Source organism: Desertivirga xinjiangensis (assembly GCF_024436435.1).
Lineage (GTDB): Bacteria > Bacteroidota > Bacteroidia > Sphingobacteriales > Sphingobacteriaceae > Desertivirga > Desertivirga xinjiangensis.
The window spans coordinates 46,243-72,120 of sequence record NZ_JAFMZP010000002.1 but is presented as its reverse complement, the minus strand read 5'-3'; the positions used below and the strand labels follow the sequence as shown (position 1 = coordinate 72,120).

Below are 25,878 nucleotides of genomic sequence, written 5' to 3'. Positions count from 1 at the left end.
TAAAGCCGCTTCGCGAACTCTAAGGACAGTATTCGACACAGAAAACACGGAGAAATATTATTACTCTGTGGCTCTCTGTGGTTAAAACTTTATATAAAAATCGCTGTGCCCTCTGTGGTTAAAGAACATGCAAAAAGAAGAACTAAAACGATATCAGCGCCAGATAATCCTTTCAGAAATAGGTCTGGAGGGACAAAAAAGACTTAAAACAGCAAAAGTGCTTGTTATTGGAGCGGGAGGACTGGGATGTCCGCTCCTACAATACCTCGCGGCTGCTGGTGTTGGAAATATTGGCATTGTAGACGATGACAAGGTAGATGAAAGCAACCTGCACCGGCAGATCCTTTATTCGAGTGCCGACATTGGAAAAAGCAAAGCAGAAGTGGCTGCTGAGAAACTCAGAAGCCTTAATCCTTTTGTTAATATCAGCTCCTACCCTGTCCGTTTACAAGCTGATAATGCTGAAGATCTGTTTTCAGGCTACGAACTTGTGGTTGATGGGTCCGACAACTTTGCTACCCGGTATCTCGTGAACGACACTTGCGTCAGACTAGGCAAGCCTCTGGTATTTGGCTCCATTTTCGGATTTGAAGGCCAGGTATCGGTATTTAACTACCGGAACGGCCCCACCTTTCGCTGCGTGTTTCCCGAAGCCGGAGAGAGTCCCAATTGCGCCGAAAACGGTGTATTAGGAGTGCTTCCAGGAATCATAGGATCGTTCATGGCTAATGAAGCACTTAAGATCATCCTGAGCACTGGTGAATCTTTATCCGGAAAACTGCTGATCATGAACGTTCTGGAAAATACATTTAACCTGTTTAAGGTATCAAGGCTTGCTCCGGTTACGACAACTGAACGTCCGGAGTCTGCACCTAACACTACAGACGATAAAAACAGGCTATTACCAGAAGACTTGGACCTTTTCCTGGAAAACAATCAGGATTCTGTTTTACTGGTAGATGTACGGGAACCCATCGAGTTTGAAGCCGATGGCAGCCTGAATGGAATAAACATCCCTTTATCTGAAATACCGGACGAGATCGAAAAACTTGTGGCTTCCGGTAAAAAAATCTTATTCTATTGCAACAGCGGAAAAAGAAGCAAGCAGGCTTTCTCTATTTTCAAAAATCTTGAACCTGGAAGCGAGGCATTTTGGATATAAAACGCCGGGGAAGCGGAATCAATTAAAGTTCAAATAAAGCTTACCTGAGCCGCATGCTTAACACACTCCAATCGCATTTCTAGCGGTCAAGGTGCGGTTAAAGTGGGGTTGAGCTGCCCTCAAGCTGCGTAAAATTTACAGTCCCTATATAAGTTCTTCCTTAAGGAATTACAAGCAGTGCTTAGAGTTCAGCAATGTGCTCTTTCAGCTCCTACAGGTAAGAATATTCCTTCTCAATAAGTCCTTTTTCTTTCAAAGCTGCCCAGAAGGCAGCCGGAATTTCCTTATACGCCATTTCTATATTCTCCTTCACTCGTTTCGGGTTTGTAGTGCTTAACGCAATACTGCTTACTCCTGGAGCATGCAAACCGAAGTAAACACAAGCTTCCGCAGGTTTAACGCCAAAATCATGGCAGGTATTAAAGAACTCCTCTCTCCACTTGAACAAATGCTGATTCTCAGGAAGCAGCGGATCGATAAGTTTATAATTATAGAAATCTCCTCCGATCAGGAAGCCGGCATTGAAAACAGCTGAATTGATGATCTGTATACCTTCTGCTTTTAGCTGTTCCATGAAAGCAAGCAGATCTGCCGGATGGTCATGAATAGTCATGCTGTTGGCAATCATTACCCAGTCGAGTTTCACATCTGCGGCTATTTCTTCAATGGCTTTCCAATTTTTCGCTCCTACTCCTACCGACTCCACTTTGCCTTGTTCCTTCAGCAAAGCAAGAGCTTTATATGCCTCCAGTATATCGTTGTATAATTCTTTACGATGTTCTTCAGACTTCGCAGTAGCGAGGTACTCATCAGGATCGTGCACTGAAACCATTTGCGGGGCGTACTGTCCTAACAGCTCATTTCCCTGGTAAAAACAATCGAGGATGCCCTGATAGCTGATCTTTTGCACCGCATCATGCTGAATATCTTTCCATACTCCTATCTCAAAAGTAGGTTCGGGGGTGGTCAATTCAGTGCGATACCAGCCTAATTTATTGCTTATGATCACATCCGAATGAGGAACATTTAGTTGTTTCAGACATTTTGCCAGCGATTCGAGTGCCAGTCCCGCTCCATACTTCCCCGCTGAGTCAAAAACCACAGGGCCGTTTGAATGGGCAAAACATTCTTTTACAATTTCCAATTTTATCGCGTCATCAAGGGCCACAAACAAGTTACCCAAACCGCTCGTACCGAAAATCACTGGCGGCAAAATGGAGGTAGTATCTGGATTAGAAGTCATTACTATGGGTTTATAAAGATTAACGCGCCTTAGCCCTTATCAATCACTTTCGACACTTTAAAATAAGTACCGTCATGAAGTGGCGCATTTAACAGGGCAGCTTCGGCAGTGATCTCTTGTTTCACCACATCTTCACGCAACACATTGATCTCATCGGTAAGGTATATCAGCGGCTCTACATCAGTTGTATCAAGTTCATTCAACTTCTCCATAAAATGAAGGATGTTGTTCATATCCTTTAGCAAAGATTCTTTTTCGGATTCGTTTACTTCTAGCCGTGCTAAATGAGCAATTCTTACAATGGTTTCGTTATCAAGATTCATATTGCGCTAAATCGGCGTGTATTATGTTATAAATATTGTCCCGAAGGAGATCAGCGTCGGCAATATCCATTCCGCTGGTTTCCACAGGAGCGTGAACGCAAATATGGCAAATTCCCGGACTACTTCCATATTTTGTTCCATCATCCCACATTTTCTTCCAGGAATCGCCTATTGTTACCGGTATTATAGCCACTTTTTTTTCTATCGCCAGACGAAAGGGCCCGTTCTTAAATTCATGCATTACCGGCGGATAGTCCTCTCCTATCTTTCCTTCGGGAAATATAGCCAAACTTATACCTTGTTCGAGGTATTCGGCTGCCCTCTTAAACGCTTTAAATGACGCAATCTTGCTGTCGCGATTTACAGGTATATCGATCGTTTTAAAGAACAAGGCTGTAACCGGGTTTTCGAGCAGATCCTGTTTCCCAAGGAAGGCAAATTTGGTTTTGATCAGCAGCGACAACACCGTAGGGTCAAGGTTTGAGGAGTGATTGGCGCAGATCACATAGGTTTTGGACCAGTCAATACACTGCTTAAATTTAAACCGGTAAAAGATACCGGTAAGCAATGATGGCAATATGGCAAACATATACCTGAAGGAGTTCAAGGTACTGTATCTGGCTGGCTTTCGCGTAAAGTAGTATAAAAAGGGATAAAAAATTGTGAAGGACAGCACCACGCAAGCTGTATACAGCAGGAGGTGTATTCTCTTTAAAAATCTTTTCATTCAATCCAAAAATATAAAAATTCCTTACTTTCGTCACTTTATGGAAACAGTTGTAAGCGGTATACGAAGCACCGGTAAGCTCCATTTGGGAAATTACTATGGAGCTGTTCAGAATTTTGTAAAAATGCAGCATGAATATAATTGCTTTTTTTTCATTGCTGATTATCACTCATTAACAACCCATCCTACCCCGGAAAATCTCCACGGAAATGTAAAACAGGTATTAATTGAATATCTGGCAGCCGGTATTGACCCGGAAAGAGCTACTATTTACGTACAGTCGGATGTTCCGCAGATAGCAGAGCTTTACCTTTACCTTAATATGAACGCTTATCTGGGCGAACTGGAAAGAAGCGCTTCCTTCAAAGATAAGGTCAGAGCACATCCGGATAACGTTAACGCCGGCCTGCTGACCTACCCTGTCTTAATGGCTGCTGATATTATTATACACAAAGCCACAAAAGTGCCGGTGGGAAAAGACCAGGAACAACACCTGGAAATGGCGAGAACTTTTGGCAACCGTTTCAACAGGTTATATAAAACCGAATATTTTCCGGAGCCTTATGCCTTCAGCTTTAGCGACAAACTAGTTAAAGTGCCAGGTTTAGATGGAAAAGGGAAGATGGGAAAATCTGAGGGTGAAGGCAATGCGGTGTACCTTTCGGACAGCGAAGAGGTAATACGTAAAAAAGTGATGCGTGCAGTAAGCGACAGCGGACCTACCGAAGAAGACCAGGAAAAACCCGAAGCTATTCAGAACCTTTTTGACCTGATGAAGATCGTTTCCACGGAAGACACATTTATGCACTTTGATAGTCTGTACAATAAATGCCAGATCCGGTATGGCGACTTTAAAAAGCAATTGGCTGAAGATATGGTGATTGCCACAGCACCGATGCGCGAGCGTATCAATGAGATTGCTGCAGATACTTCCTACCTTCGCAAGGTTTCCCAGCTGGGTGCTGAGAAAGCGAGAGAAAGCGCATCAAAAACAATAAAAGAAGTGCGTGAAATAATCGGATTTAAACATTTTTAGGTCTTTTTCATAATATAGAAAGTATGCACATTGCCATATTAACTAGATTTAAGAATTTTTAATCCCTTACATAAAGATCATATCATGCACATTGCCATTGTAGGAAATATTGGAGCAGGTAAAACTACCCTGACTGAATTGTTAGCCAAGCATTTAGCGTTTGAACCACATTTCGAGGCGGTTGAGCATAACCCGTACCTGGAAGATTTTTATAATGACATGAAGCGCTGGAGCTTCAATCTGCAGATCTACTTTCTTAACAGTCGTTTCAACCAGATCAGGGAAATAACGAGCAATAATAAAAACATTGTGCAGGACAGGACGATATATGAGGATGCTTACATTTTCGCTGAGAATCTTCATGACATGGGACTGATGACCTCCAGGGATTATGAAAACTACCGGGCGATATTTGATAACATGACTTCATTTATCAAAGCTCCGGATTTATTGATCTATTTGAAAGCTTCAGTACCTACCCTCGTTAATAATATCCAGCGGAGAGGACGTGAATATGAAGCCGGGATAAGACTGGATTATTTGTCAAAGCTGAACGATAAATACCAAAAATGGATCGGTGGATATAAGGAGGGAAAACTTTTGATCCTGGACAAGGATAAGCTTGATTTTGCAAACAATCCGGAAGACCTGGGTTTTATAATCCAGAGCATTGAGCGGGAAATAAACGGTCTGTTTTAAAAATAAAGTAAAAAGGATGAACACTGCCAGCAATACTCCAGAGCTCTCAAGAGAGAACATTCCAAGTCGGATTTTAGGCGTAATACCAGCACGCTATGCATCAACTCGTTTCCCCGGAAAGCCGCTCGTGGATATCGATGGCAAAAGCATGATCCAAAGGGTGTATGAACAGGCTATGAAAGCCGAAAAGCTTGATGAAGTAGTTGTTGCTACAGACGACGAACGTATTCTCCTGCACGTGCATGCCTTTGGTGGAAGAGCAGTTCTTACTGCCGATACGCATCAAAGCGGCACAGATCGTTGTGCAGAGGTATCAAAAAAGCTACCCGGCTTTGATGTGATCATAAATATTCAGGGAGATGAACCATTCATCGATCCGAGGCAGATAGATATCGTTTCTGCCTGTTTTGCTTCAGTAGAAACGAACCTGGCCACCTTGGTAAAACCCATCCTTACCGAAGAAGAGTTAAATAACCCGAATTCGCCAAAGGTAGTTTTGAACAAGTTCTCAGAAGCTATATTTTTCAGCCGGGCCACTATTCCGTATGTTCGGGGCAGAGAGCCTCAGGATTGGCTTAAAAACCATATTTTTTACAAACACATTGGTATTTATGGTTACCGTATAGATACCTTACTGGCTATTACTCAGCTGCCGGTATCAATACTCGAAAGCACAGAAGCGCTCGAGCAGCTCCGCTGGATAGAAAATGGGTATAAAATTAAGGCTGCAGTTACAGATATTGAAACGGTAGCGATTGATACACCGGAGGATCTTGCCAAAGTTTTACTTCAAAAGCAATAAAGATGTTGAAGGCGAAGAATCGCCATTCGTTTCTTCGTCATCCTGAACTTGTTTCAGACCCCTTGAGCTAAACATAGTCCAAGAGGTGCCGAAATGAATTCGGCAGGACGATCCGCGCTCAAACATTCGTTTCTTCGTCATCCTGAACTTGTTTCAGGACCCCTTGAGCTAAACATAGTTCAAGAGGTGCCGAAATGAATTCGGCAGGACGACCGCCCGAACTTGATTCAGGATCGCATGACGAGAAGCCGTTTAGCACCATATCTGTACTTAGCCGAACTTCCTCAGACGTAAATTAAAGGAACACATAAAATAACGCCCCAGGCGGTTTACCTGGCTGTCGACAATTTCATTATCGAAAACATCTCTGGATATCCCTGTATTTTCATTGAAGAGGTCAAATCCATGCAGTCTTAATGATCCCCGGTTCCCTTTTAGGAAACGGTATTCCATAAATACGTTGAGAATGGTTGGGTTGGCCATATCAGCACTGTTAAAGCCTTTGTTTATGGTTTTGGAGAAGTCGTAACCTACGGTCAGGTCTTTAAAGAAATAATTTCGTCCGTTCAGTCCCATTACCAGGCGGTCGGTCTGACGATCGCTAAACGACGAAAGAGTATACTGTGTTTTGTTTATGGAGTACCTGGTGCTGATCTCTGTGTCTACAATATCTTTGATATCTACTCTGAACAGTAATCCCTGATCTAAGGTTATGTTCTTTCCGGTGTTGCGCTCGCCGTTTGAAAAGGCAATATTGTTGCTGTAATTGGCGCCACCCTGGTAAGTTAATGTGAATTTTCGTTCGTCAAAGGGCTTTGAAAAGGAATAGTTCCCACGCAGATTGTAAAAACCATCGGTGTTCAGGTAATTAGTTACCTGACGAGCCCTTACCGGATCGAGAGTTCTGCTGGTTACTATTTTATTTGCAGTTTGACTAAAAGATAAACTTCCGAGCAGGATATAACCGGAACTCCAGTCTGATTGATTGTATTCTACATTTAGACCATGAGTAAATTCAGGTTTCAGGTCAGGGTTACCTATAACGATGTTCTGAAGATTGGTACTATCAGTAATAGGCTGTAACTGAGTAAAGCCGGGCTGACTACTTCGTCCGTTATAGTTTGCGGTCAGGCTTTTTTGCTTGCTGAAACGATAGACAAGCCGGGCGTTTGGAATCCAGTTAAAGGTTTCTTTTTCAGTGTTGAGGTTACGGCTTATATCCTGCCCCTTGAGTTTTGCTGGTTGAGCGCTTAATCCAAAAGAATAATTGTATTTCTCATGTAATTTGCGATAATTCAGTCCAAGCCGGTTGGTAACGAATTGATATTGGTAATTGTTACTCTGGTTCTGATTAAACTGGTAATTATTTGTTATCGTGTCAAGCTCATTTAACTCGCGGCTGGATTTTGTTTCCGTACGGTTCCAGTTATAATTTAATTCCAGATAAGCAGCCTTTCCCAGAGGCTCAATGTATGAGAAGTTTGCTATGGTACGGAAGTTATCATTGAAGCTTTCTGAAAGCTGGTACTGTTTCCTGCTGCTGGTAAAACCAAGCGTATCCGTATCATTATAGTTATTTCTTGAATCCCTGTCGCTCTCACCTTTAGAATAATTTATACTGCTCCAGATACTGAAGTTACGGCCCTTTCTTAAGAATTTATGATTATAGAAGACATTTGTACCTGCATTGCCCGAAAGCGAATTATTAAAAGATTCGCTGTTACGAATAGAAATTGCTTTATTAATAAGCGTATTGTTTAAACCTATAGAGCCGTTTTCTGAATTACTATAAGATAGATTTGGTGATATCTTAAGAAAATTCAAAGTATCTAGGTTCAATTCGAGGTTACCCCAAAAATTGTGGTTGTCGCTCCTGCTGCTATTGTTAGTGTCATCGTTTACAAAGCGTGTAAGGGAGTCGGTATAAAAAGTTTGTCCATAACGGCTGCTTATGGTTTTATTATCACGGTTTCGAAACTGATAACCACCATCTGCAGAGATCTTTTCGCTCCACTGATTGCGATAGTTGAAGCTTGCGTCCCTATTGTTAGTGATACCATCGCCACCGCCACCACGCATATTGGTATTATTAAGAGATGCGTCGAATGAAAGCTGGCGGTCACCTTTAAAAGTATTCCCCCGTATACTGGAAATATACCGGTCTTCATTTCCCATTCCGCCTGTTCCGCGGATGAAGTACCCTTTTTTCTTATCTGGTTGAATATTTATGTTCAATACTTTTTCAGGCTCGCCTGTTTTTATCCCGGTAAGCTTTGCCTGATCGCCATAGTCATCAATTATCTGAAGGTTCTGAACAACATCAGCTGGTAAATTTTGGATTGCAGTAGCCACATCGGAGCCAAAGAAGTCTTTACCATTCACTCTAATCTTAGTGATGGGCTTACCCTGGGTGGTTACATTGCCATCTTTATCGACCGTTACGCCAGGGAGTTTTTTGATCACTTCCTCTACAGCATCACCTTCCCTAACTTTATAAGCTGCCGCGCTAAACTGAATTGTATCTTCCATTACCCTTACCGGCGTAATACCCGAGACTACTACCTCCTTTAAAGCATTAGAGCTTTCACTGAGCTTGACCACCGGCAGCTGAAGTACTTTTTCGTTGTTATGTTTATGCTTACTGACGTGATTTTTAAAACCGAGAAATGCAACCTTTAAATTAAAAGCCGCATATTTTACATTATTAAAAATATAGGTTCCATCGGGTCTTACAGAGCTGGATAAGCTGTCTACGCCAGATACCAGTTTAACAATCGCGCCAGGCAAAGAAGCCCCTGAGGTGTCTTGTACTAATCCTCGAACCGTATATGGTGTGCTTTGGGCGAAAGAATTCTTTGCCAAAAACAGTATGAGTAGTGCTGGAAGAATTTGGAAATTCCTCATGAATGTAGAGCGATTTATAAGTGTGTGTATGAGTGTGTTGCGGCAAAGATAATTATTTCGGTCAAATGTTTGAAGATTAAAAATCTGCCGCTGAAATGTTAACATATTTCCTCTGATATATATTTTAAAAAAAAAACTAAAACAAAGTTGTAAATGGTGCGTTGTCTTGTCACTCAATCAATAAACAATGCCGAAAAAAACTATCCAACACGATCTTGATTCAAAAATCAACGTATTTTTAAAAGAGTTACCAGATGCTACTCGTAGTCCTCAATCTGTTTATCAAAAGGAACTGTCGGTTAACGACAAAAAAATAGTTTTGATTGCTCAGCAGATAAAAGGATCGAACGGTATGACCTGGAATGTAAATGTTTGTTAACAATTGAATTGTAAAAAGATTTGGATGATTAAGTAACACTAAAACCACAAAAATACCTGAAAACCAATCTGAGATCAAAAATGCCATGATTGGTTAGAAAAGCTCTGAAGATAAAACTTCAGGGCTTTTTTATTATCTGTTGCGATTAAAATAGTGCGGTTTGAACGCCGGCGATTTGCCTCTCTCTTCTTTTGCCTGGCTCCCCTATATGATACACTTCGGTTTCTTCATACCTGGAAGCCACAATCACTTTCGTGTGATCGGCACATCTACTAAATAATTCATAAACCAATTGCGGACAGTTATTATCTTTTGATAAATGGGATAATAACAGATGGCTCATATGCTGAGGTTTGTAATCTTTAAAGAGCTTTAAAGCCTGCGCATTGGACAAATGCCCGTGACCACCTGATATGCGTCTTTTTAAAAACCAGGGATACCGTCCGTTTTCAAGCATTTCCTCATCATAATTAGCCTCCAAAAAGGCTGCATGACACTGCTGAAAATGATCAATAAGATGTTCGCAAGGGCTACCTATATCTGTAAAAACCCCGACTTTAATATCATTAAATGCAATTATAAAACTATGCGGGTCGGCAGCGTCATGAAACTTCGGAAAAGCAGAGATCTTGAGCTGTCCTACACGGATGTTCTGATAGGCTTCAAATGACCGTAACAGCTCTTTATCAATACTTAGGCCTCCGTTAAGGTAAGTGCGCTCAGTAATATAAACCGGAAGTCTGTGCTTTTTAGCCAGAGTGGCGATTCCCCTTATATGGTCTGAGTGTTCATGAGAAACTACAATTGCCTTAACTTTAGACATGCACAAGCCCAGACGCTTCATCCGTTTTTCTGTCTCGCGGCAGGAAATACCGGCATCTACCAGAATAGCTTCAGATTCATTGCCAATATAATAACAGTTGCCATTACTGCCCGAATTAAGAGAGGCGATCAAAAGAGACATAACGTGCCAGTTTGCGGATTGGTAATATTTGCCTATGTCTAGAGACAGGGGTCGCTATTTCAATTTTCATTCTCCTCCTTTTCTTTCCTGATTGAAGGCATGAAATTACATATAAGAATTTACCATCCGAAAAAAAACTCAAAAAAGAATGCCTGAAACGTATATACGGTTCCAACTACAACACAGAGGACACAGAGTGTTTCTTCCAGTTCTCTGTGATTCCTCTGTGTACTCTGTGGTTTATAAGCAGCTCATGCCTGTGCTATGAAACACTGTCATGGCCTTCCAACTTTACAAGCTTGTTGTAAATACCAAGCAGTAAAAATGGTGCTACCCATTGCCCAACAAATAAGCTCTTAGGTTTTTTACCTATTACTTGCAACACTAGGGATGCCCCAATAGCTACACCTGCAGTCCATAAAAACAGATCTGAGGGTAATTTCGCTGTTTGTTCTTCAATGGTCCGTGCCACTGGTCCTTCTGTGTGTTCAGGATTGAAATTAGTTGTCATGTTTTTCCAGTTTTTAGATGTACGTATTAACTACTTGAACACCATAAACAAGAAAAGAGTTTTTATTCATAAAAAATGTCTGGATTAAGGGTTTCTTATCATAGATCAATATTTTGCCGCCTTACGTCTTATAAATTTACGGCAGCAACAAACAACCTGCAATTAGGAAAGTTCCAAAACACATCCTGTATGACAGACACAAACATAAAATTTACCGGCATTTCCGGAAGCCTTCGAAAAGGCTCATTCAATACCATGCTTTTAAAAGCTGCCCAGGATCTACTTCCTCAAGCTGTTAGTATGACAATCGCTTCTATTGCCGAGCTTCCTCTGTATAACTCTGATCTGGACTTGCCGATTGCCAATGAAAGACCTGAATCCGTCCGGATATTCAGGGAATTACTTCATGATGCTGACGCTATATTAATTTCAAGCCCGGAATATAACTATTCTATCCCAGGAGGTTTGAAAAATGCTATTGACTGGGCATCCCGCGGAAGCGACTCGCCTTTACTGAACAAACCAGTCGCCATAGTGGGTGCAACACCAGGCTTGCTAGGCACAGTGAGAATGCAACTGGCTTTTCTGCCCGTTTTTCAATTTTTGAATATGCAGCCGGTTTATAAGCCGGAGGTTCTGATATCTCAGGCTAATACAAAATTCGATGAAGATGGAACGCTCATTGATAAAAAAGCCGAAGAGCTGCTTGTACAGAAATTAGAAGCATTGAAAGAAATGGTTCTTATTAAAAAATAACTATGGATTTTAAATTATTTAAGGCAGACGATCGCGGCATAAAAGATGCCGGCTGGCTGCTAAGCAACTTTTCCTTCAGCTTTTCAAACTATACCCAGCCAAATAAAGCAGGCTTTGGCTTATTAAAAGTTTTCAACGACGATTTTGTAGAGCCCGGCAGAGGGTTTGGCATCCACCCCCACTATAATATGGAGATCATTTCCATCATGCTAAATGGCAAAATGAACCACAAAGATTCGTTAGGCTATACAGAAGTGGTTGAAAAAGATTGGGTGCAGATCATGAGTGCCGGTACGGGCATCCGGCATGAAGAATACAATGTAGGAGAAGAGGAAGTAAACTTTCTTCAGATCTGGATAGAACCAAAATTGCAAAATATCAATCCAAGATATCAGCGGAGGTCTTTCCCTGAGGCGAGCAGAAAAAACTCCTTGAAAACCATTGTCAGCAATGAAGAAGGAACAGAACACTGCTGGATCAACCAAAACGCTAAACTGTCGCTTGGGTATTTTGATGAAGGCAAGGATCTGAGCTACACCTTAAATCCCCTCAATAAATGCCTTTATATATTTGTTATCGAAGGCGAGCTTGAACTGGCAGGGCAGGCTCTTCAGCAAAGGGATGCCATAGGGATCTGGAATACACAGGCTATTGAAATACGGAATGTCCAGCAAAGCAAGTTTCTGATCATCGAAGCTCCTATCAATCATTAAATAAGCAAAAAGACTATTTCGGGTACTTAAACAAGATATTGTGAAAAATATTTATGTTTGAAAATGTTCCAGGAAATAGATAAACATCTTACACGCTGTTCCAGTTTTACAGAAGATCAACTCGAGCTTTTCCATTCGCGCTTGAAAACCAAAAACATCCATAAAAAGATGTTTTTGTTGCGTCAGGGGGAGATCTGTAAGTTTGAGGCCTACATTGTAAAGGGCTGTGTCAAGAAATATTATATCGACGACAACGGCGATGAAGTTATCCTGCAATTTGCTGTGGAGGATTGGTGGATCAGTGACATTGGCAGCTTCTCTGAGCAAAAACCATCGAATCTGTTTATCGAAGCATTAGAAGACACCGAGCTACTGGTGATCGACTATGAAAGCAAAGAGCATCTTTATCATGCAATTCCGCAGATGGAAAGAGTTTTTCGCCTGATGCTTCAGCGTTCGTACGTGGTGCTTGAAAGTCGCCTCTACGCTACCGTATCCCACACAGCCGAAGCGAGATACCTGGATTTCATTAAAAGATATCCTAGTATACCTCAGCGGGTTCCTCAGCTTCAAATTGCTTCATATCTGGGCATAACGCCTGAATCCCTCAGCCGCATCCGGTCGAACCTGCACAAAAAGAAAGTTATCTAAAGTTCTTATCCTACATCAAGGCACAGCTTCCCCTACCCTCTTACTTTTGATGTATCAAACGGGCTAACAAGGCCTATCTGTTAACATTAAAACATAGAAAAAATGGAAGATAAAATTTTAGGACTTCACCATATCACAGCGATAGCAGGTGGAGCAAAAAGGAACTTTGATTTCTATACCCGAGTACTTGGTTTACGCCTGGTTAAAAAAACAGTAAATTTTGACGATCCTTATACTTACCACTTTTATTATGGTGATAAGGTTGGGACTCCGGGCACTATCCTTACTTTTTTCCCATGGGAAGGAATAGGTACCGGAAGAAGGGGCACACGCCAGGTGACTGAAATAGGATATTCAGTTCCTGAAAACAGCCTTGACTTCTGGTTAAAACGTTTTGAGCAAAACAATATCACTTACAACAAGACGTCTGAGAAATTCGGAGAACAATATCTTACGTTTCTGGATCCCGACGGTTTAAAATTCGAATTGATCGTACCAAAAAACACCGATTCAAGAACTCCATGGGAAACTGATCAAGTAGCTGCAGATGTAGCCACGAGAGGATTCCACAATGTGACCATCACCACCAACAAATTGCAGCCCACCGCTGATGTACTAACAGAAATATTTGGCTACAAGTTGTTGGAACAGCACGTAAATCGCTACCGGTTCATTACCGATGCATCTGAAAATGCAGCTATCGTGGATGTTGTGGAAGCACAAGGCGAAGGTATCGGACATGTAGCGGGCGGGTCGGTTCATCATGTGGCCTTCCGGGTAAAGGATGATCAGGTGCTGATGCGGTTCAGGGATAAAATAGTGGAGAAAGGCCATCATATCACCGAAAAAATCGACCGTAACTATTTCTACTCTTTATATTTCAGGGAGCCCGGTGGAGTATTATTCGAACTGGCTACCGACAATCCGGGATTTGCGATTGACGAAAGTGTCGAAGAGCTGGGAAGCGGCTTAAAACTGCCTGCTCAATATGAAACTCGCAGGGAGGATATTAGTAGTAAATTACCAAAACTTGATTAACATGTATACACACAGCAAACAGGTTATTACAGCAGGAAAGCCCCTGGCTGAAGCTGATAAAGTAGTTATCATGATCCACGGGCGGGGTGCAAGGGCTGAAAACATCATATCACTTGTGCAGCATCTCAACTTAAGTGATGCTGCCGTCCTGGCTCCCCAGGCTACAAATTTCAGCTGGTATCCTTACAGTTTTCTGGCTCCGGAGCAGGAGAATCAACCTGCTTTGGACTCAGCTTTAGAGCAGATTGGATCTATAATAAAGGACCTGCAGATGCAAGAATTTTCCTCAGAAAAAATTTACCTGCTGGGATTCTCCCAGGGTGCTTGTCTTTCGCTGGAATATGCTGCTAGAAATGCTGCAAGGTATGGGGGCATCATTGCCTTTACCGGCGGTCTGATCGGCGAGGCATTAAACTTAAAGAGCTATCAAGGCGATTTTCTTCAAACACCGGTACTGGTAACAACCGGAGATCCTGACATGCATGTGCCCCTCACAAGGGTTGAAGAGAGTGTTGCCATACTGAGTAACATGGGGGCGGTGGTGAATCAGCGCGTATATAAAAGAAGAGAACATACGATTTCGCAGGAAGAGATTGAGTTAGCCAATCAGCTGATTTTCGTATAACATCTATTCCGTTGTAAAAGAATGTGATAGAACATCCCGCAGCTTTGCTTGTTACGATATAAAAACTATTATTTATGAAAGCACTAAAAAAATCACGTAACATGATAGGCCGCATCTTTTTTTTCTGCCTATTCTTTCTAATCAGTTCGGTGCAGGCTTTTGCAACTAATTATATAGACAGTGACCTTAGCAACCAGGCTGGCACTAATAAAAACTGGCATAACAGCTTCTGGTTCTTTGTATGTGTAGCGTTTCTGATCGCCGTAGCGATTATTGGATATAACCGGAAATTCATCAAGATAAACAGGAATTATCATAAAAACCTACAATAGGATGGTCTGCAAACGCAAAATCAATCTGTTACTATGGACAGAAGGGAGTGCGCCAGCAAATACTAGTAAAAAACAAAAAGGCTGCAATTCTGATTGAATGCAGCCTTTTTCTTAAAAACTCTTGCTAGCGCGTGTGCCGCGTGTGCTAAAAAATCAATCTATTATTCTACAGAAAATTTGTACAAAGTAGTTGTTTTATACGTTTGGCCAGGCTTCAAAGTAGTGCTTGGGAAAGAAGGTTGGTTCGGCGAATCAGGAAAGTGCTGAGTTTCTAAACAAAAACCTGAGCGATGAGCATACACTGCGCCACCTTTGCCATCTTTTAATTTTCCATCAAGGAAATTACCTCCATAAAATTGTACACCCGGCTCTGTAGTAAGAACCTCAAGCGTAATCCCGGTTTTCGGACCAGTTATTTTCGCAGCCTGCTTCAGGTCTGTAGATGAATTAGTAAGGACAAAGTTATGATCGTAACCTTTCCCTAATTTTAGTTGCTCATTATCCGCATCTACCCTTTCGCCGATTGCTGTAGGTTTCGTAAAATCAAAGGGCGTTCCTGCTACATCTTGCAACACACCTGTCGGAATTAAGCCTGCATCTACAGGGGTAAATCTAGAAGCATTGATCGTTAAAACATGATCATTGATGTCTCCATTTCCCTGACCGTTTAGGTTGAAGTAAGCATGATTGGTGAGGTTCACTACCGTAGTCTTATCGGTGGTAGCATGATAGTCCATTTTAATCGCGTTGTCATCGGTTAACGCATAAGTAACCTTTACTGTCAGATTTCCTGGGTAACCTTCTTCACCATCAACAGAAATACGCGACAACTCAAGAGTAAAGTCGTTTACCTGTTTTGCGTCCCACACCTGCGCATGAAAACCTTTAGGGCCTCCATGAAGCGACTGTCCGTTATCATTAGCAGGAACCTTATACGTTTTTCCTTCCAGGGTAAACTGGGCTTTTCCGATCCGGTTTCCGTATCTTCCAATCAAAGCCCCAAAATATGGCTCTCCTGTTTGCTGATATCCGGCAACATTCTCATAACCTAAGGCTACATCTGTTAGATTCCCACTCTTGTCAGGCACCAGGATACTTACGATACGACCTCCATAGTTAGTGATAGCCACCTGGAAATTGTTTTTATTTTTTAAAACGAATAAGCCCGTTTGCTTACCGTCAACTGTTGCTTTAAAATTATTACTATCTGGGATCATAATCTGTTTAGAAACTGAAACTGAATCTGAGTCTGTATTTGATGTACTTGTTTGCTTTGAATTGTTGGTGCACGCCGAGAATCCCAACGCTCCAACGGCTAAAAATAGCAATAAATTAACTTTCATGAGTATTTATAGGTTTTTAAGATTTAAAACCGAAAGTAATTATATTTATTTTAAAATACTTCTGTTTAAATACAAAAATGCCCGTCGTATTAGAACGGGCATTTTGCAATTACTTGATCTGCCTCTCCTGCCTGGTTAATTCGTCAGTGTCCGGCATCATGTTTTTTCTCTGAACCGGCCCGTTAAATTCTTTGTATTTACCTGGCTCAAAGGGATCAAAATAATACAGGCCGCTTTCAGCAAAGAGCCTTAAATGTCTTTTTAGCCTCAATTCGAAATCTGAATAATTTTTCTTAAGCGGATTAGTCCATGCCGATTCCGCCAAAGCGGTAATGCGAGGAAAGAGCATGTAATCCAGGTGCTGCTCTGTTGACACAGATTCAGTCCAGATATTTGCCTGAATACCTCTTACTAACTGTTTAGACTTTGGATGCTCGAGGATTTCTTTATCCGGAAATTCATACACTGATTTTATTGGAACGAAATTTCCGGCCCACTTTCTTCCGATCTTCTGCGTGCTGTCTTGCACGAAATCAAAGTAAAGTGGCAGCCTTGGGCATAACACCGTTTTAAATCCTTTATTAAAAGCTTTCATCAATTCAGCTCGTTTATCATGTCTCCACCAGAAAACAGTTGTTTTATTGATCGGCAAAGATGATCCAACTACCTCATCCCAGGCCAGCACTTCAGCACCCATTTTCACTATGCTGTCGGCTATCCGATGCACAAAGTAATTTTCAACCTCCTTCAGATCTTTCAACTGCTTATCCTTCATTAATGCCTGGACTGCCGGATCTTTATTCCAGTTGTCATTGCCGAAATGAACTTCATCAGCACCTATATGAATCATACCAGAGGGAAATAACACATTTACTTCCTTTAATATATTGTTCAGGTACTGGAAAGTTGCTTCTTTTCCTGGATTAAAAGTGAATTCTGGATATTTTTCATTGCCACCGCCGCTGAATTCAGGATAGGCTTTATTGGCCGCAGTAGCATGACCCGGCATATCAACTTCGGGTATCACCTGTATGAACCTTGCTGCAGCATAGGCTACAATTTCATTGATATCATCCTGTGTATAATATTTCGCCGGCGCCAGTGGGTCTGAATAATTACCAATGCCGCCGATCAAATTTAATTTAGGATAGCCTTTGATTTCCAGCCTCCATCCGGGCTGGTCGGTAAGGTGCCAATGAAATTTGTTAAGCTTATAAAAAGCCATCCAATCAAGAATGTCTTTTACTTTCTCTTTACCAAAGAAATGACGCGACTCATCCAGCATCAAGCCTCTCCAGTTATAAAAAGGAGCATCACTGATCGCATAACATGCAAGTTCAAGCTTTTTATCTTTTAAAGCCGTATTTCTAACGATCTGCAGAACGGAAACTGAACCTGCGAACAGCCCTTCTTCTGTGGAGGCCTTCACCTGAATTCCCTCCGGTCTGATGTCCAGTTGATACAGAGCATCCTTTGAGCGCTTTTCAGACTGGAGGATAAATTTAACAGCGGGCAATGATGAAGAGGCATTCCGGCTTAACGCTAAGCCTTTATGCTTCAGCAATTCCGTTAAAAAATACCTGACAGCAGTCCCCTTGCTTATGGGATCCGAATAGACTGGTGTCTGATCGCTTAATACGAAAACGCCTTCCCGAGGCTGTATGCTTTGCGGCATTGGAATCACAGGGCTGATCCTTGACTGGGCAAGAGCTCCTGAGATAAATGCAGCCACTACGAAACAGTAAGCAGTCAGTCTTTTGATGTGATTATTGCGCTTTTTCATATACCGGATCTTTTACCGTAAATTTTCCGTTGAGCCTGATATCTTCCGAGGAAGATCCTACCATGACTTTGAAATCTCCGGCTTCTACCACTCGTTTCATTTGCCTGTTCCACAACATCAGATCGTCTGCCTCTACGGTAAACTTCAAGGTCTTAGTTTCTCCGGGGTTTAGTGATACCCGCTCAAATCCCTTAAGCAATTTCTCATACGTGGTAACGCTGCTAAGGACATCGCGCAAATATAACTGAACCACCTCTTCACCTGTGACTTTTCCGGTATTCGTGATCTCTACCGAAATAGTTAGCTTCTGATTAGAGGCAATCTGGTTATTAATTTTCAGATTCTGGTATTTAAATGTTGCATAGCTGAGGCCATGGCCGAAAGGATACAGCAAGCCAGGCACTCTTGCATTCTCGCCTTCATCTGTCTGCGCATTGGGTTTTGTAGGAAAGTTAAGCGGCAGTTGCCCGACAGATTTTGGGAAGGTTAAAGTAATTTTCCCGCCAGGATTATAATCACCAAATAAGACATCGGCAACTGCTATCCCTCCTTTTACGCCCGGATAACCTGCGTAGACTATTCCCTTAGCATACCGGTCGATCCAGTTCACTGTTAATGGCTGTGAGCCTGCCAGTACAACAACGTAGGGCTTACCTGTAGCGTGGATAGCTTTTGCTAATGCCAGCTGGTGACCCGTAAGATCAAGCGAGGTCCGGCTTTTATTTTCCCCAGCCGTCCTGGTATTTCCTCCTAATACTAAAATAGAATAGTCGGCCTTACGCGCCTGGGAGACCGCTTCATCAATTAACGCTTGTTCTTCCTTATTGGGCGCTTCAGGGAAGATCTCACTTTCAGGCCATCTTTTGTCGATTAAATCTGCTCCCTTAGCGTACAGCACCCTGTTCTCACCCAACTTGTTGCGGATTCCATCTAAGATGGTTACACTTTTTGAACGAAGTGGGCCGTAATGAGTATGCGCATAATCATTATCAAGGGCGTTGGGCCCGATCACCGCTACGGTTTTTAAAGCTTTAGAAAGCGGAAGCACATTATCTTTATTTTTCAACAACACGATGCTCTCTCTTGATGCCTGTAGCGCAACTTGCTGATGCTGCTGATTATTCACAAGTCTGGCACTTTTTTCCGCATCCTTTACATACGGCACATCGAACAGGCCAAGCTGGAATTTCACTTTCAGAACGTCGTGAACCCGGTTATTAATTGTATCGATTGGAATGCGGCCTTCCTTTACCAACTCTCTAAGGGAATAAATAATACTATCCGGAGCCCTGAATGTTGTCCGAACATTCATTCCGGCCATAAAAGCCTGGAAAACGGCTTCCTTAAGATTGGCAGCGACATGATGTTTATTATATAAGTATTCAAGAGCATCGCTGTCACTCACCACATAACCGCCAAAGCCAAAGTCAGTCCTCAGGCGATCAATCAGCCAGTAGCTGCTTCCCGAAACCGGGATGCCGTTATAGTCATTATAAGAGCTCATTACTCCCTTGATCTTTGCTTCTTTGATCACTTTTCTGAATGGATAGAGCAATACGTCCTCCACTTCCCGCGGAGATACCTGCGGGTCGGTACGAGCCAAGCCTTCGCGTGCTCCTTTATTGGCACTGTACACTGCAAAATGTTTTGGTGTAGACGCGGCTCCGCTTTCCTGGATACCAAGGGCCATTTCAACGCCTAAGCGTGCTGTCAGATACGGATCTTCCCCATACACCTCTTCTAAACGTCCCCAGCGCTGATCCCGGGCAACATCCAGGATCGGTGCATACACATTGGTGTACCCCAAAGCCCTGGCTTCGCTGCCGGTGATCCGCCCCATTTGCCGTACCAGCGAGCGGTTCCAGGTCATACCCATGTTTAATTGTGTAGGAAATCCTGTTGCTTCATAGGCTTCTATTCCCCTGATCCCTTCATTCGTAAAATCAACAGGAATTCCCAGGCGCGTTTGATCTATAAAGAAGCGCTGTGTTTCATTCATTGCCCAAACATGGCGCTTAATATCTGTCACCAGGTCCAATTTTTCCTCAACAGAATTCCAGTTTAAAAAACCGTTAAGATGCTCATCAATATTAGCGATACCATCTTTCCATATTGCGTTTTTCCATTCTTTTGTTGGCAAAGAATCTTTTAGCACCCTCTTCCAGCCATAAAGAGTGGCCATTTGGTTGGTTTTCTCATCCAGAGACATCTGCTGCAACAAATCCTTTATGCGCAGGTCGACGGCCTGCGTACGATCTTCATAGATGTCTTTTTTTCCATTCTTATTGAGATCAATCCAGTCCTTTTTGTAAATTTTTGCACTTTTCTGTGCGAATGATACCGGTGTTAACAGTACCGCAAATAATGCCAGCACGGCATGTTTCTTTTTTATACTCATCTTAAAATTATAACCTTTTCAGACAACTAATTTTTTTAGTTCATCGTCAATTTAAACACATATACAGGTACCGTTTCTGGTAACTTATCCGGCATATTGATACGCAATCCCTGTTCATCCTGCATCCATTTGATTGATTTGGAGCTCCCCAGAAGGTCCACTTTTTTCACTGTAAATTTAGAGCCGGCAAAAGAATTTGCAATAAGGTCTTCTGATTTCCAGCTTCGCGCAAAAAGATAAACAACATTATTTTTTGCAGTATAACAGATGTCGGGATGAATCTCTTTAGAAGTGTTATCGTTATCGGTATCCTGCATGGTATTTTTGCCCGCTTTATCCTGAGCTTCTGCAGTTTTCTCAAATGAGATACTTTCGCTGTTCACTATCCATGGATGGGTCCCATAAACGGCTTCCTGATTAACTTTCATCCATTTACCTATATCGTCCAAACGCTCTTTGCTTTCAGTCAGCAGAGCCCCTTCCCCATTCGGACTTACATTTAATAACAGGTTACCACCTTTGCTCACTATCTCTGTCAGTTGGCGAATCATCAATTCTGAAGACTTCCATGCTTTATCGTGACGGTTATAACTCCATTTACCACTCATCGTGATGCAGGATTCCCAGGGCAGAGCATCCCTTTTTACTGCTATTTTCTGCTCATAAACATTGTAATCACCAACGTTATTACCGATACGATTGTTAATAATACAGTCCGGCTGCAGCGTCTTTATCATCTGGCGTAGCTCAGTACTTTGAGCTTTGGTGATATGGCCTTCGGGCGTATCGAACCACATGACAGCAATGGGCCCATATTGTGTGAGCAATTCTTTGACCTGCGGCTTTACCTTGCGTTCGAAATATTTAGAAAAGTCTTTACTGTCTTCATCCGGAAAGTCCCAGGTATTGCTGCGACCGCCTTTCGTTGGCCAATCTGTTGGCACATCCGGATCTTCCCAATCACGCCCCAGGGAATAATATATTCCCAGTTTTAAGCCGTGTTTTTTACAGGCCGCTGCAAGTTCCTTAATCGGATCTCTTTTAAATGCAGTGGTCTTGACTATATTGTAGTCGCTTGTTTTCGAGTCGTACATGGCATACCCATCATGGTGTTTAGACGTGAACACCACGTACTTCATGCCGGCATCCTTAGCCCTCTTTACCCATTCGTCGGCATCGAACTGTACAGGGTTAAACCTATCCGCTAGTTTGGCGTATTCTTTTAAAGGAACCCGCTCATACAGCATAAAGTGTTCATTCCCTCTGGATGGTTTTCCGTTCCAGTCACCTGCGGCCACAGAATATAAGCCCCAGTGAACAAACATGCCGAATTTTGCATCCTGCCACTCTTTCAGACTTTTGTTTGGATCATTTTGAGCAAATACTGCCTTGCTAACAAGGAGAAAAAGAATTAAAATAACATTCTGTGTGTTTAGCTGCCTCATCATCTACTTGTTTAGTTTTTGATAGCGCAACAGCGCTTCAAGGAAATAGTAATCGGCATAAATTAAAGGCACATCTATTTCGCTGTTATGCGGAAAACTACCCACCGAATGCTTTAATATAAAGCCAGAATTTGTTCCGGGTTTAGCAAGGTATTCGCTGCTGGAAAGTGATTTAAGCATCTTTTCTGCTGTGCTGTAATATTCTTTCCCTTTGTCTCCTGTATAGGTGCTTAGTTCCAGCAACCCGGCAGCTACCAGAGATCCGGCAGACGCATCCTTTGGAATATAGCTTAGTTTCTTCCGGTCTTTGTTATCCCAATCAGGAGTAAAACCTTCCTGTCCGACGTTAAAATCCCAGTAGGGTATTTTATCTTTTGGCAGGTTAGGATGGCTGATAAAGAAATCTGCTGCTTTCTGCGCCGTCTCTAAGAACCTTTTGTCCCTAGTCTCGCGGTACATCATGGTAAAGCCATAAATAGCCCAGCCCTGCCCTCTTGACCATGTAGAATTATCTGCATAACCCTGGTTTGTTTGCTGGTGTAGTACCTTGCCTGTTTCCGGATCATAATCCACCACATGGTATGTGCTGTTATCTTCCCGGAAATGATTTTTCATGGTATGCAATGCATGACTGATCGCCGCCTCTTTGTATTTTGGATTACCTGTAATCCGGGATACATAGCACAACATTTCCAGGTTCATCATATTGTCAATGATGACAGGATATTGCCACTTAGTTTTGCCGTCCCAGGACATTTTGGGGTTCCAGGACTTGATAAGACCAACCTTTGGATCAAACCTCGTTAATGCTGATTCTGCCGATTGGATCAGTATTTTGTTGTAAGCATTAATTTTAGCAGTATCATTTTCCAACCTTACCGCGTTACCGTAAGAGCAGTACATTACAAATCCAACATCATGGTGCTGAGTTAAAAATTGTCCCTGTTCTAAAGCTTCTGTCCATTTGGTAGCGGCAGTTTGCCATTCTGGTTTTTGTATATACTCATGAATATACCAGAGTCCGCCCGGAAAGAACCCTCCCGTCCAGTCCCAGACATCGGTACCTTTTACTGTACCATCATTTTTGGTTGTTCTTGGGAAATTAGTTAGATCCTTCTCCTGTTCGAGCATCATTTTATATTGTTTTGATGCCACTTTAAAATCTTTTTTTACAAAGTTATTCTTCGTATTGCAGGAAATGAACATCATCATTGCCAGGGCAATCGCCAATCCATTCTGCGTTAAAATTGAACTTTTTCCGTTCACCATACCTTTTTTTAGTAAATAATATTCCTGTCATCGTATCACCGGCGGATATGATGTTAGCTTGATTGAATTAAAACTGTTTATGAAACAGAGGGAGGTTTAGCCCAACTCTGTTTATGGTTCTACCTTTACCTGGACTTCCTTTATGACTTTGCTTTCCCCGTAAATATTAACATTGGATGCTATAAATGTAACCGTGTAGACACCTTCTTTTGTAAAAACATATGGATAAGAATCCATCCGGGTGCTCATGTTTTTTAGCGCAACACCTTTGTCCGGTTCAACTGTAGTGAGGTTTAGACCTTTCGTAATTGCCCATACATGATTACTTAGCACAGTAGCTCCGCCTCCCTGGAATTTCACCGTTTTGTCTTCACCAAATATCCAGTTAACCGGAGATGAGGGCAGGACTTTTACAGCTGTCCAGCCTGCAGTAGAGATATCTGCTACAGTCAGGGCTTCCCCGTCTGTTGTAGTTATTTTGATATCAAACTTGTTGATCCACCATCTTGGCTGGTTAGACCCTGTATTTCCTTTATATCTGAATGCGAAATAAACGGCTTTGCTTTTGTCCAGATTAAAACCGAGATTAGCTAATCGGGTCAAATCAACAGTACCGGACGAAACATAGGCAGCGTCGGTACTTTGTATTCCCGAAAGAGTAAAAGCACTGGTTATATCTGTCCAGTCTGCACTCTCATTAATGCTTTCGGGCTGATATTGCCCGTTGAACGTTTGAGAAGCAAATAACCTCAGAGATTGAGGTTGTTGTACATCAGAACCATACCGTCTGTTCGTGGCAAATTCAAGTGTGAACAAATCGCTTTGAGCCTCGGTCCGGTCTTTATAAATATATTTATGACCATCTTCTCCAGAGAAAAGCACCAACTGATCCGGATTTCCTGAGAGCAAGAAATTAACTGTATCACCTACATTATAGGTGGTTCTGTCTGTTTTTACATCAAACGTTAGCTCTGTTACTTCTTTTTTGTTGCAGCTTGCCAATATGATCATTAGCAGCGGAAGTATATATATTTTTTTCATGAGTTATTCTTATTTATGGCTTTTATCAGAATTTCTTTGATATTATCCAGATTAATTTCTAATAATTGACCTACAGCTTACCAGCCTTCATTTTGAACCATTGCTTTATTTAATGATAGTTCTAACACAGGTATAGGCAACAGATTATTTCGGCTTGTAACATTATTACCAGCCAAAGCACCAAAATTTAAAGCGCTACCCGCTGTAGCAGATATGTCCGTGCCCAGCTGATCCATTTCTGAAACAAAGATCCCCCATCTGATCAGATCAAATTTTCTTAATCCTTCAAATGCCAATTCTATAAATCTTTCTTTCCGTAAGGCAGTTTTTAATGCTTCAGGGTTGCCCAATACTGTATTCGTGATGTCAGAAGCATTCGCTCTGTCTCTAACTTCCTTTAAATAACCAACAGCATAAGCTGTGGCGCCGTTTACTTCGTTCTCGGCTTCTACAAGCATCAATAAAACATCAGCATAGCGTAATAAGGGATAATTCTGTGGTGTGTAGTTCTTATTTTTAGGTTTAACAGACTCATACACCCGGCGAAATTTACCGCAGTTTCGATTGTAGATCTGTGTCGCTGTCCAAAACGTAGAATCGGCTACGTTTACAGTATTGTTTACTGTTCGATATGTGTATTGATAGGGAGCTATGTTCCAGTCTCTTCTCAGGTCTGTTGCTTCATAACTGTCAAACAGCTTTTTCGTTGTACTGATCAGACCGTAGCTGAAACCATGACCATCGCCAATTTCCTCATTACATTGCAGTCCCAAAGTGTTGCCAATTCTACCTGCTTCGAAATCTCCGCCACGATTACCATAGAACTCAACTTCCCAAATAGACTCACCAATATCATATCTATCTGCTGCGTAATTAATGAATATCTGTTTATAACTTGGCAGCAGCCGGTGCTCTTTGCCTTCTCCCTCCGGGTCTACAACTTTCTTAGCCCATTTTAAAGCTTCTTCATACATAGGCCTGCCACCATTTAGGGGATAACCAGCCATTTTTAGATAAACCCTTGCCAGAATACCTCTAACCGCAGATTTAGATACTTTTCCACCGTAACCTATTTCTGTCGCTGTTTTTACCATAGCTTCAGAAGCCTCCATTTCTGCTGTAATAAAATCGTAAACATCTTTTTGGGGGGTACGGGCAATGTCTATATCGTCGACTGATGAGGTTGGTTCTGTTTTAAGTGGCACATCGCCCCAATTAGTAACCAGTAAAAAGTAGTAATAGGCTCTGAGGAACTTAACCTCACCTTTGGCTGCCGTCTTATTCTTCTCATCCATGCTTACACCATCTATCCGACTTAGAAAGACGTTCGCCCTTTCTATCCCTTCATAAAGATATTTCCATGCATTAGCCACATCAGAGTTTGACGCATCGAAATTATAGACCGCCGGACCGGAAGTATAAGAACTTCGGTTATAAAAGCCCTCATCTGCTATACTAAAGTCTACCGCGAGCCGGTCTCCGTAGAGCTGCTCCCTTCCTAAAATATCATAAACCCCGGCCAAACCGGCATTTACATCGGTTTCGTTATTATAAAAGTTCTCCTTCACTATAAAGGTCGGATCCTTTTCAAGGAATTTTTCACAACCAGTGGTAAGTAATAGTAAGAGCATCATCACCACTGACAATACACCTTTATGCAATTCATTTTTATGAATTGCGGAAAATAAGTAGTCCAGCACTATATTTTCTGAAGTATTAGTATTCTTTTTCATA

General features: G+C 42.0%; 24 protein-coding genes. 11 read left to right on the top strand and 13 right to left on the bottom strand.

Going from position 1 to position 25,878, the window contains the following annotated elements; all coding sequences use genetic code 11:
- The first annotated feature begins 127 nt into the window (after positions 1-127).
- Positions 128-1,162, top strand: a complete 1,035-nt coding sequence (moeB, locus tag J3P37_RS05120) for a HesA/MoeB/ThiF family protein (protein WP_256009951.1) — start codon at positions 128-130, stop codon at positions 1,160-1,162.
- A 211-nt stretch (positions 1,163-1,373) separates the two neighbouring features.
- On the opposite strand, the gene J3P37_RS05115 is transcribed toward moeB, so the two are convergent.
- Genes J3P37_RS05115 through J3P37_RS05105 form a run of 3 tightly spaced genes read right to left on the bottom strand, consistent with a single transcriptional unit; the run spans position 1,374 to position 3,455 of the window.
- The gene (locus J3P37_RS05115; RefSeq protein ID WP_256009950.1) at positions 1,374-2,405 is read right to left on the bottom strand and encodes an aldo/keto reductase; all 1,032 of its coding nucleotides are present in this window, start codon (positions 2,403-2,405) and stop codon (positions 1,374-1,376) included.
- Between the two features lie 29 nt (positions 2,406-2,434).
- Positions 2,435-2,728, bottom strand: a complete 294-nt coding sequence (gatC, locus tag J3P37_RS05110) for an Asp-tRNA(Asn)/Glu-tRNA(Gln) amidotransferase subunit GatC (RefSeq protein WP_256009949.1) — start codon at positions 2,726-2,728, stop codon at positions 2,435-2,437.
- Positions 2,718-3,455, bottom strand: coding sequence for a lysophospholipid acyltransferase family protein (locus J3P37_RS05105; protein ID WP_256009947.1), 738 nt, complete (start codon positions 3,453-3,455; stop codon positions 2,718-2,720). The genes gatC and J3P37_RS05105 overlap by 11 nt, the downstream gene beginning before the upstream one ends.
- Positions 3,456-3,495: 40 nt before the next feature.
- Here J3P37_RS05105 and trpS point away from each other — a divergent pair, with 40 nt between their 5' ends.
- The 3 genes from trpS to kdsB all read left to right on the top strand — a co-directional run bounded on the left by trpS (position 3,496) and on the right by kdsB (position 5,992).
- Entirely contained in the window at positions 3,496-4,491 is a 996-nt protein-coding gene (trpS, locus tag J3P37_RS05100; protein ID WP_256009946.1) for a tryptophan--tRNA ligase, read from the top strand.
- 84 nt (positions 4,492-4,575) lie between these two features.
- A complete protein-coding gene (locus J3P37_RS05095) occupies positions 4,576-5,190 on the top strand; it encodes a deoxynucleoside kinase (RefSeq protein ID WP_256009945.1) in 615 nt (204 codons plus the stop codon).
- A 16-nt stretch (positions 5,191-5,206) separates the two neighbouring features.
- Entirely contained in the window at positions 5,207-5,992 is a 786-nt protein-coding gene (kdsB, locus tag J3P37_RS05090; protein WP_256009944.1) for a 3-deoxy-manno-octulosonate cytidylyltransferase, read from the top strand.
- 270 nt (positions 5,993-6,262) lie between these two features.
- On the opposite strand, the gene J3P37_RS05085 is transcribed toward kdsB, so the two are convergent.
- The gene (locus J3P37_RS05085; RefSeq protein WP_256009943.1) at positions 6,263-8,896 is read right to left on the bottom strand and encodes a TonB-dependent receptor; all 2,634 of its coding nucleotides are present in this window, start codon (positions 8,894-8,896) and stop codon (positions 6,263-6,265) included.
- A 187-nt stretch (positions 8,897-9,083) separates the two neighbouring features.
- Between J3P37_RS05085 and J3P37_RS05080 the strand changes: the two genes are divergently transcribed.
- A complete protein-coding gene (locus J3P37_RS05080) occupies positions 9,084-9,275 on the top strand; it encodes a hypothetical protein (protein ID WP_256009942.1) in 192 nt (63 codons plus the stop codon).
- Between the two features lie 145 nt (positions 9,276-9,420).
- Here the strand turns inward: J3P37_RS05080 and J3P37_RS05075 are convergent, their stop codons facing one another.
- Together J3P37_RS05075 and J3P37_RS05070 are read right to left on the bottom strand one after the other, a co-directional pair.
- Positions 9,421-10,239, bottom strand: a complete 819-nt coding sequence (locus J3P37_RS05075; protein ID WP_256009941.1) for an MBL fold metallo-hydrolase — start codon at positions 10,237-10,239, stop codon at positions 9,421-9,423.
- A gap of 262 nt (positions 10,240-10,501) precedes the next feature.
- Positions 10,502-10,750, bottom strand: coding sequence for a hypothetical protein (locus J3P37_RS05070; RefSeq protein WP_256009940.1), 249 nt, complete (start codon positions 10,748-10,750; stop codon positions 10,502-10,504).
- Between the two features lie 189 nt (positions 10,751-10,939).
- Here J3P37_RS05070 and J3P37_RS05065 point away from each other — a divergent pair, with 189 nt between their 5' ends.
- The 6 genes from J3P37_RS05065 to J3P37_RS05040 all read left to right on the top strand — a co-directional run bounded on the left by J3P37_RS05065 (position 10,940) and on the right by J3P37_RS05040 (position 14,865).
- Positions 10,940-11,506, top strand: coding sequence for an NADPH-dependent FMN reductase (locus J3P37_RS05065; protein ID WP_256009939.1), 567 nt, complete (start codon positions 10,940-10,942; stop codon positions 11,504-11,506).
- Between the two features lie 2 nt (positions 11,507-11,508).
- On the top strand, positions 11,509-12,219 hold the full coding sequence (locus J3P37_RS05060) for a pirin family protein (protein WP_256009937.1): 711 nt from the start codon (positions 11,509-11,511) through the stop codon (positions 12,217-12,219).
- A 63-nt stretch (positions 12,220-12,282) separates the two neighbouring features.
- Entirely contained in the window at positions 12,283-12,870 is a 588-nt protein-coding gene (locus tag J3P37_RS05055; protein WP_256009936.1) for a Crp/Fnr family transcriptional regulator, read from the top strand.
- 102 nt (positions 12,871-12,972) lie between these two features.
- Positions 12,973-13,908 (top strand): ring-cleaving dioxygenase, encoded by a 936-nt coding sequence (locus tag J3P37_RS05050; RefSeq protein ID WP_256009935.1) that lies wholly within the window; start codon positions 12,973-12,975, stop codon positions 13,906-13,908.
- A gap of 1 nt (position 13,909) precedes the next feature.
- Positions 13,910-14,533, top strand: coding sequence for an alpha/beta hydrolase (locus J3P37_RS05045; protein WP_256009934.1), 624 nt, complete (start codon positions 13,910-13,912; stop codon positions 14,531-14,533).
- A 74-nt stretch (positions 14,534-14,607) separates the two neighbouring features.
- Positions 14,608-14,865, top strand: coding sequence for a hypothetical protein (locus J3P37_RS05040; protein WP_256009933.1), 258 nt, complete (start codon positions 14,608-14,610; stop codon positions 14,863-14,865).
- 161 nt (positions 14,866-15,026) lie between these two features.
- Here J3P37_RS05040 and J3P37_RS05035 read toward each other — a convergent pair whose 3' ends face one another.
- The 7 genes from J3P37_RS05035 to J3P37_RS05005 all read right to left on the bottom strand — a co-directional run bounded on the left by J3P37_RS05035 (position 15,027) and on the right by J3P37_RS05005 (position 25,877).
- Entirely contained in the window at positions 15,027-16,208 is a 1,182-nt protein-coding gene (locus J3P37_RS05035; RefSeq protein ID WP_256009932.1) for an aldose epimerase family protein, read from the bottom strand.
- A gap of 109 nt (positions 16,209-16,317) precedes the next feature.
- Positions 16,318-17,991 (bottom strand): beta-N-acetylhexosaminidase, encoded by a 1,674-nt coding sequence (locus J3P37_RS05030; RefSeq protein WP_256009931.1) that lies wholly within the window; start codon positions 17,989-17,991, stop codon positions 16,318-16,320.
- Positions 17,975-20,389, bottom strand: coding sequence for a glycoside hydrolase family 3 N-terminal domain-containing protein (locus J3P37_RS05025; protein ID WP_256009930.1), 2,415 nt, complete (start codon positions 20,387-20,389; stop codon positions 17,975-17,977). The genes J3P37_RS05030 and J3P37_RS05025 overlap by 17 nt, the downstream gene beginning before the upstream one ends.
- 35 nt (positions 20,390-20,424) lie before the next feature.
- Positions 20,425-21,837: an alpha-L-fucosidase gene (locus J3P37_RS05020; protein ID WP_256009929.1), complete on the bottom strand. Its 1,413-nt coding sequence runs from the start codon at positions 21,835-21,837 to the stop codon at positions 20,425-20,427.
- Positions 21,838-23,103 (bottom strand): glycoside hydrolase family 88 protein, encoded by a 1,266-nt coding sequence (locus J3P37_RS05015; RefSeq protein WP_256009928.1) that lies wholly within the window; start codon positions 23,101-23,103, stop codon positions 21,838-21,840.
- A gap of 111 nt (positions 23,104-23,214) precedes the next feature.
- Positions 23,215-24,144, bottom strand: coding sequence for a DUF5017 domain-containing protein (locus tag J3P37_RS05010; protein WP_256009927.1), 930 nt, complete (start codon positions 24,142-24,144; stop codon positions 23,215-23,217).
- Between the two features lie 77 nt (positions 24,145-24,221).
- Complete coding sequence (locus tag J3P37_RS05005; protein ID WP_256009926.1) at positions 24,222-25,877, bottom strand: RagB/SusD family nutrient uptake outer membrane protein; 1,656 nt, start codon at positions 25,875-25,877, stop codon at positions 24,222-24,224.
- Between the last annotated feature and the right edge of the window lies 1 nt (position 25,878).

Excerpts from the sequence above, each read along its gene's own strand:
- moeB (WP_256009951.1), top strand. The coding sequence starts at position 128 with ATGCAAAAAGAAGAACTAAAACGATATCAGCGCCAGATAATCCTTTCA.
- J3P37_RS05115 (WP_256009950.1), bottom strand. The coding sequence starts at position 2,405 with ATGACTTCTAATCCAGATACTACCTCCATTTTGCCGCCAGTGATTTTC.
- gatC (WP_256009949.1), bottom strand. The coding sequence starts at position 2,728 with ATGAATCTTGATAACGAAACCATTGTAAGAATTGCTCATTTAGCACGG.
- J3P37_RS05105 (WP_256009947.1), bottom strand. The coding sequence starts at position 3,455 with ATGAAAAGATTTTTAAAGAGAATACACCTCCTGCTGTATACAGCTTGC.
- trpS (WP_256009946.1), top strand. The coding sequence starts at position 3,496 with ATGGAAACAGTTGTAAGCGGTATACGAAGCACCGGTAAGCTCCATTTG.
- J3P37_RS05095 (WP_256009945.1), top strand. The coding sequence starts at position 4,576 with ATGCACATTGCCATTGTAGGAAATATTGGAGCAGGTAAAACTACCCTG.
- kdsB (WP_256009944.1), top strand. The coding sequence starts at position 5,207 with ATGAACACTGCCAGCAATACTCCAGAGCTCTCAAGAGAGAACATTCCA.
- J3P37_RS05085 (WP_256009943.1), bottom strand. The coding sequence starts at position 8,896 with ATGAGGAATTTCCAAATTCTTCCAGCACTACTCATACTGTTTTTGGCA.
- J3P37_RS05080 (WP_256009942.1), top strand. The coding sequence starts at position 9,084 with ATGCCGAAAAAAACTATCCAACACGATCTTGATTCAAAAATCAACGTA.
- J3P37_RS05075 (WP_256009941.1), bottom strand. The coding sequence starts at position 10,239 with ATGTCTCTTTTGATCGCCTCTCTTAATTCGGGCAGTAATGGCAACTGT.
- J3P37_RS05070 (WP_256009940.1), bottom strand. The coding sequence starts at position 10,750 with ATGACAACTAATTTCAATCCTGAACACACAGAAGGACCAGTGGCACGG.
- J3P37_RS05065 (WP_256009939.1), top strand. The coding sequence starts at position 10,940 with ATGACAGACACAAACATAAAATTTACCGGCATTTCCGGAAGCCTTCGA.
- J3P37_RS05060 (WP_256009937.1), top strand. The coding sequence starts at position 11,509 with ATGGATTTTAAATTATTTAAGGCAGACGATCGCGGCATAAAAGATGCC.
- J3P37_RS05055 (WP_256009936.1), top strand. The coding sequence starts at position 12,283 with ATGTTCCAGGAAATAGATAAACATCTTACACGCTGTTCCAGTTTTACA.
- J3P37_RS05050 (WP_256009935.1), top strand. The coding sequence starts at position 12,973 with ATGGAAGATAAAATTTTAGGACTTCACCATATCACAGCGATAGCAGGT.
- J3P37_RS05045 (WP_256009934.1), top strand. The coding sequence starts at position 13,910 with ATGTATACACACAGCAAACAGGTTATTACAGCAGGAAAGCCCCTGGCT.
- J3P37_RS05040 (WP_256009933.1), top strand. The coding sequence starts at position 14,608 with ATGAAAGCACTAAAAAAATCACGTAACATGATAGGCCGCATCTTTTTT.
- J3P37_RS05035 (WP_256009932.1), bottom strand. The coding sequence starts at position 16,208 with ATGAAAGTTAATTTATTGCTATTTTTAGCCGTTGGAGCGTTGGGATTC.
- J3P37_RS05030 (WP_256009931.1), bottom strand. The coding sequence starts at position 17,991 with ATGAAAAAGCGCAATAATCACATCAAAAGACTGACTGCTTACTGTTTC.
- J3P37_RS05025 (WP_256009930.1), bottom strand. The coding sequence starts at position 20,389 with ATGAGTATAAAAAAGAAACATGCCGTGCTGGCATTATTTGCGGTACTG.
- J3P37_RS05020 (WP_256009929.1), bottom strand. The coding sequence starts at position 21,837 with ATGATGAGGCAGCTAAACACACAGAATGTTATTTTAATTCTTTTTCTC.
- J3P37_RS05015 (WP_256009928.1), bottom strand. The coding sequence starts at position 23,103 with ATGGTGAACGGAAAAAGTTCAATTTTAACGCAGAATGGATTGGCGATT.
- J3P37_RS05010 (WP_256009927.1), bottom strand. The coding sequence starts at position 24,144 with ATGAAAAAAATATATATACTTCCGCTGCTAATGATCATATTGGCAAGC.
- J3P37_RS05005 (WP_256009926.1), bottom strand. The coding sequence starts at position 25,877 with ATGAAAAAGAATACTAATACTTCAGAAAATATAGTGCTGGACTACTTA.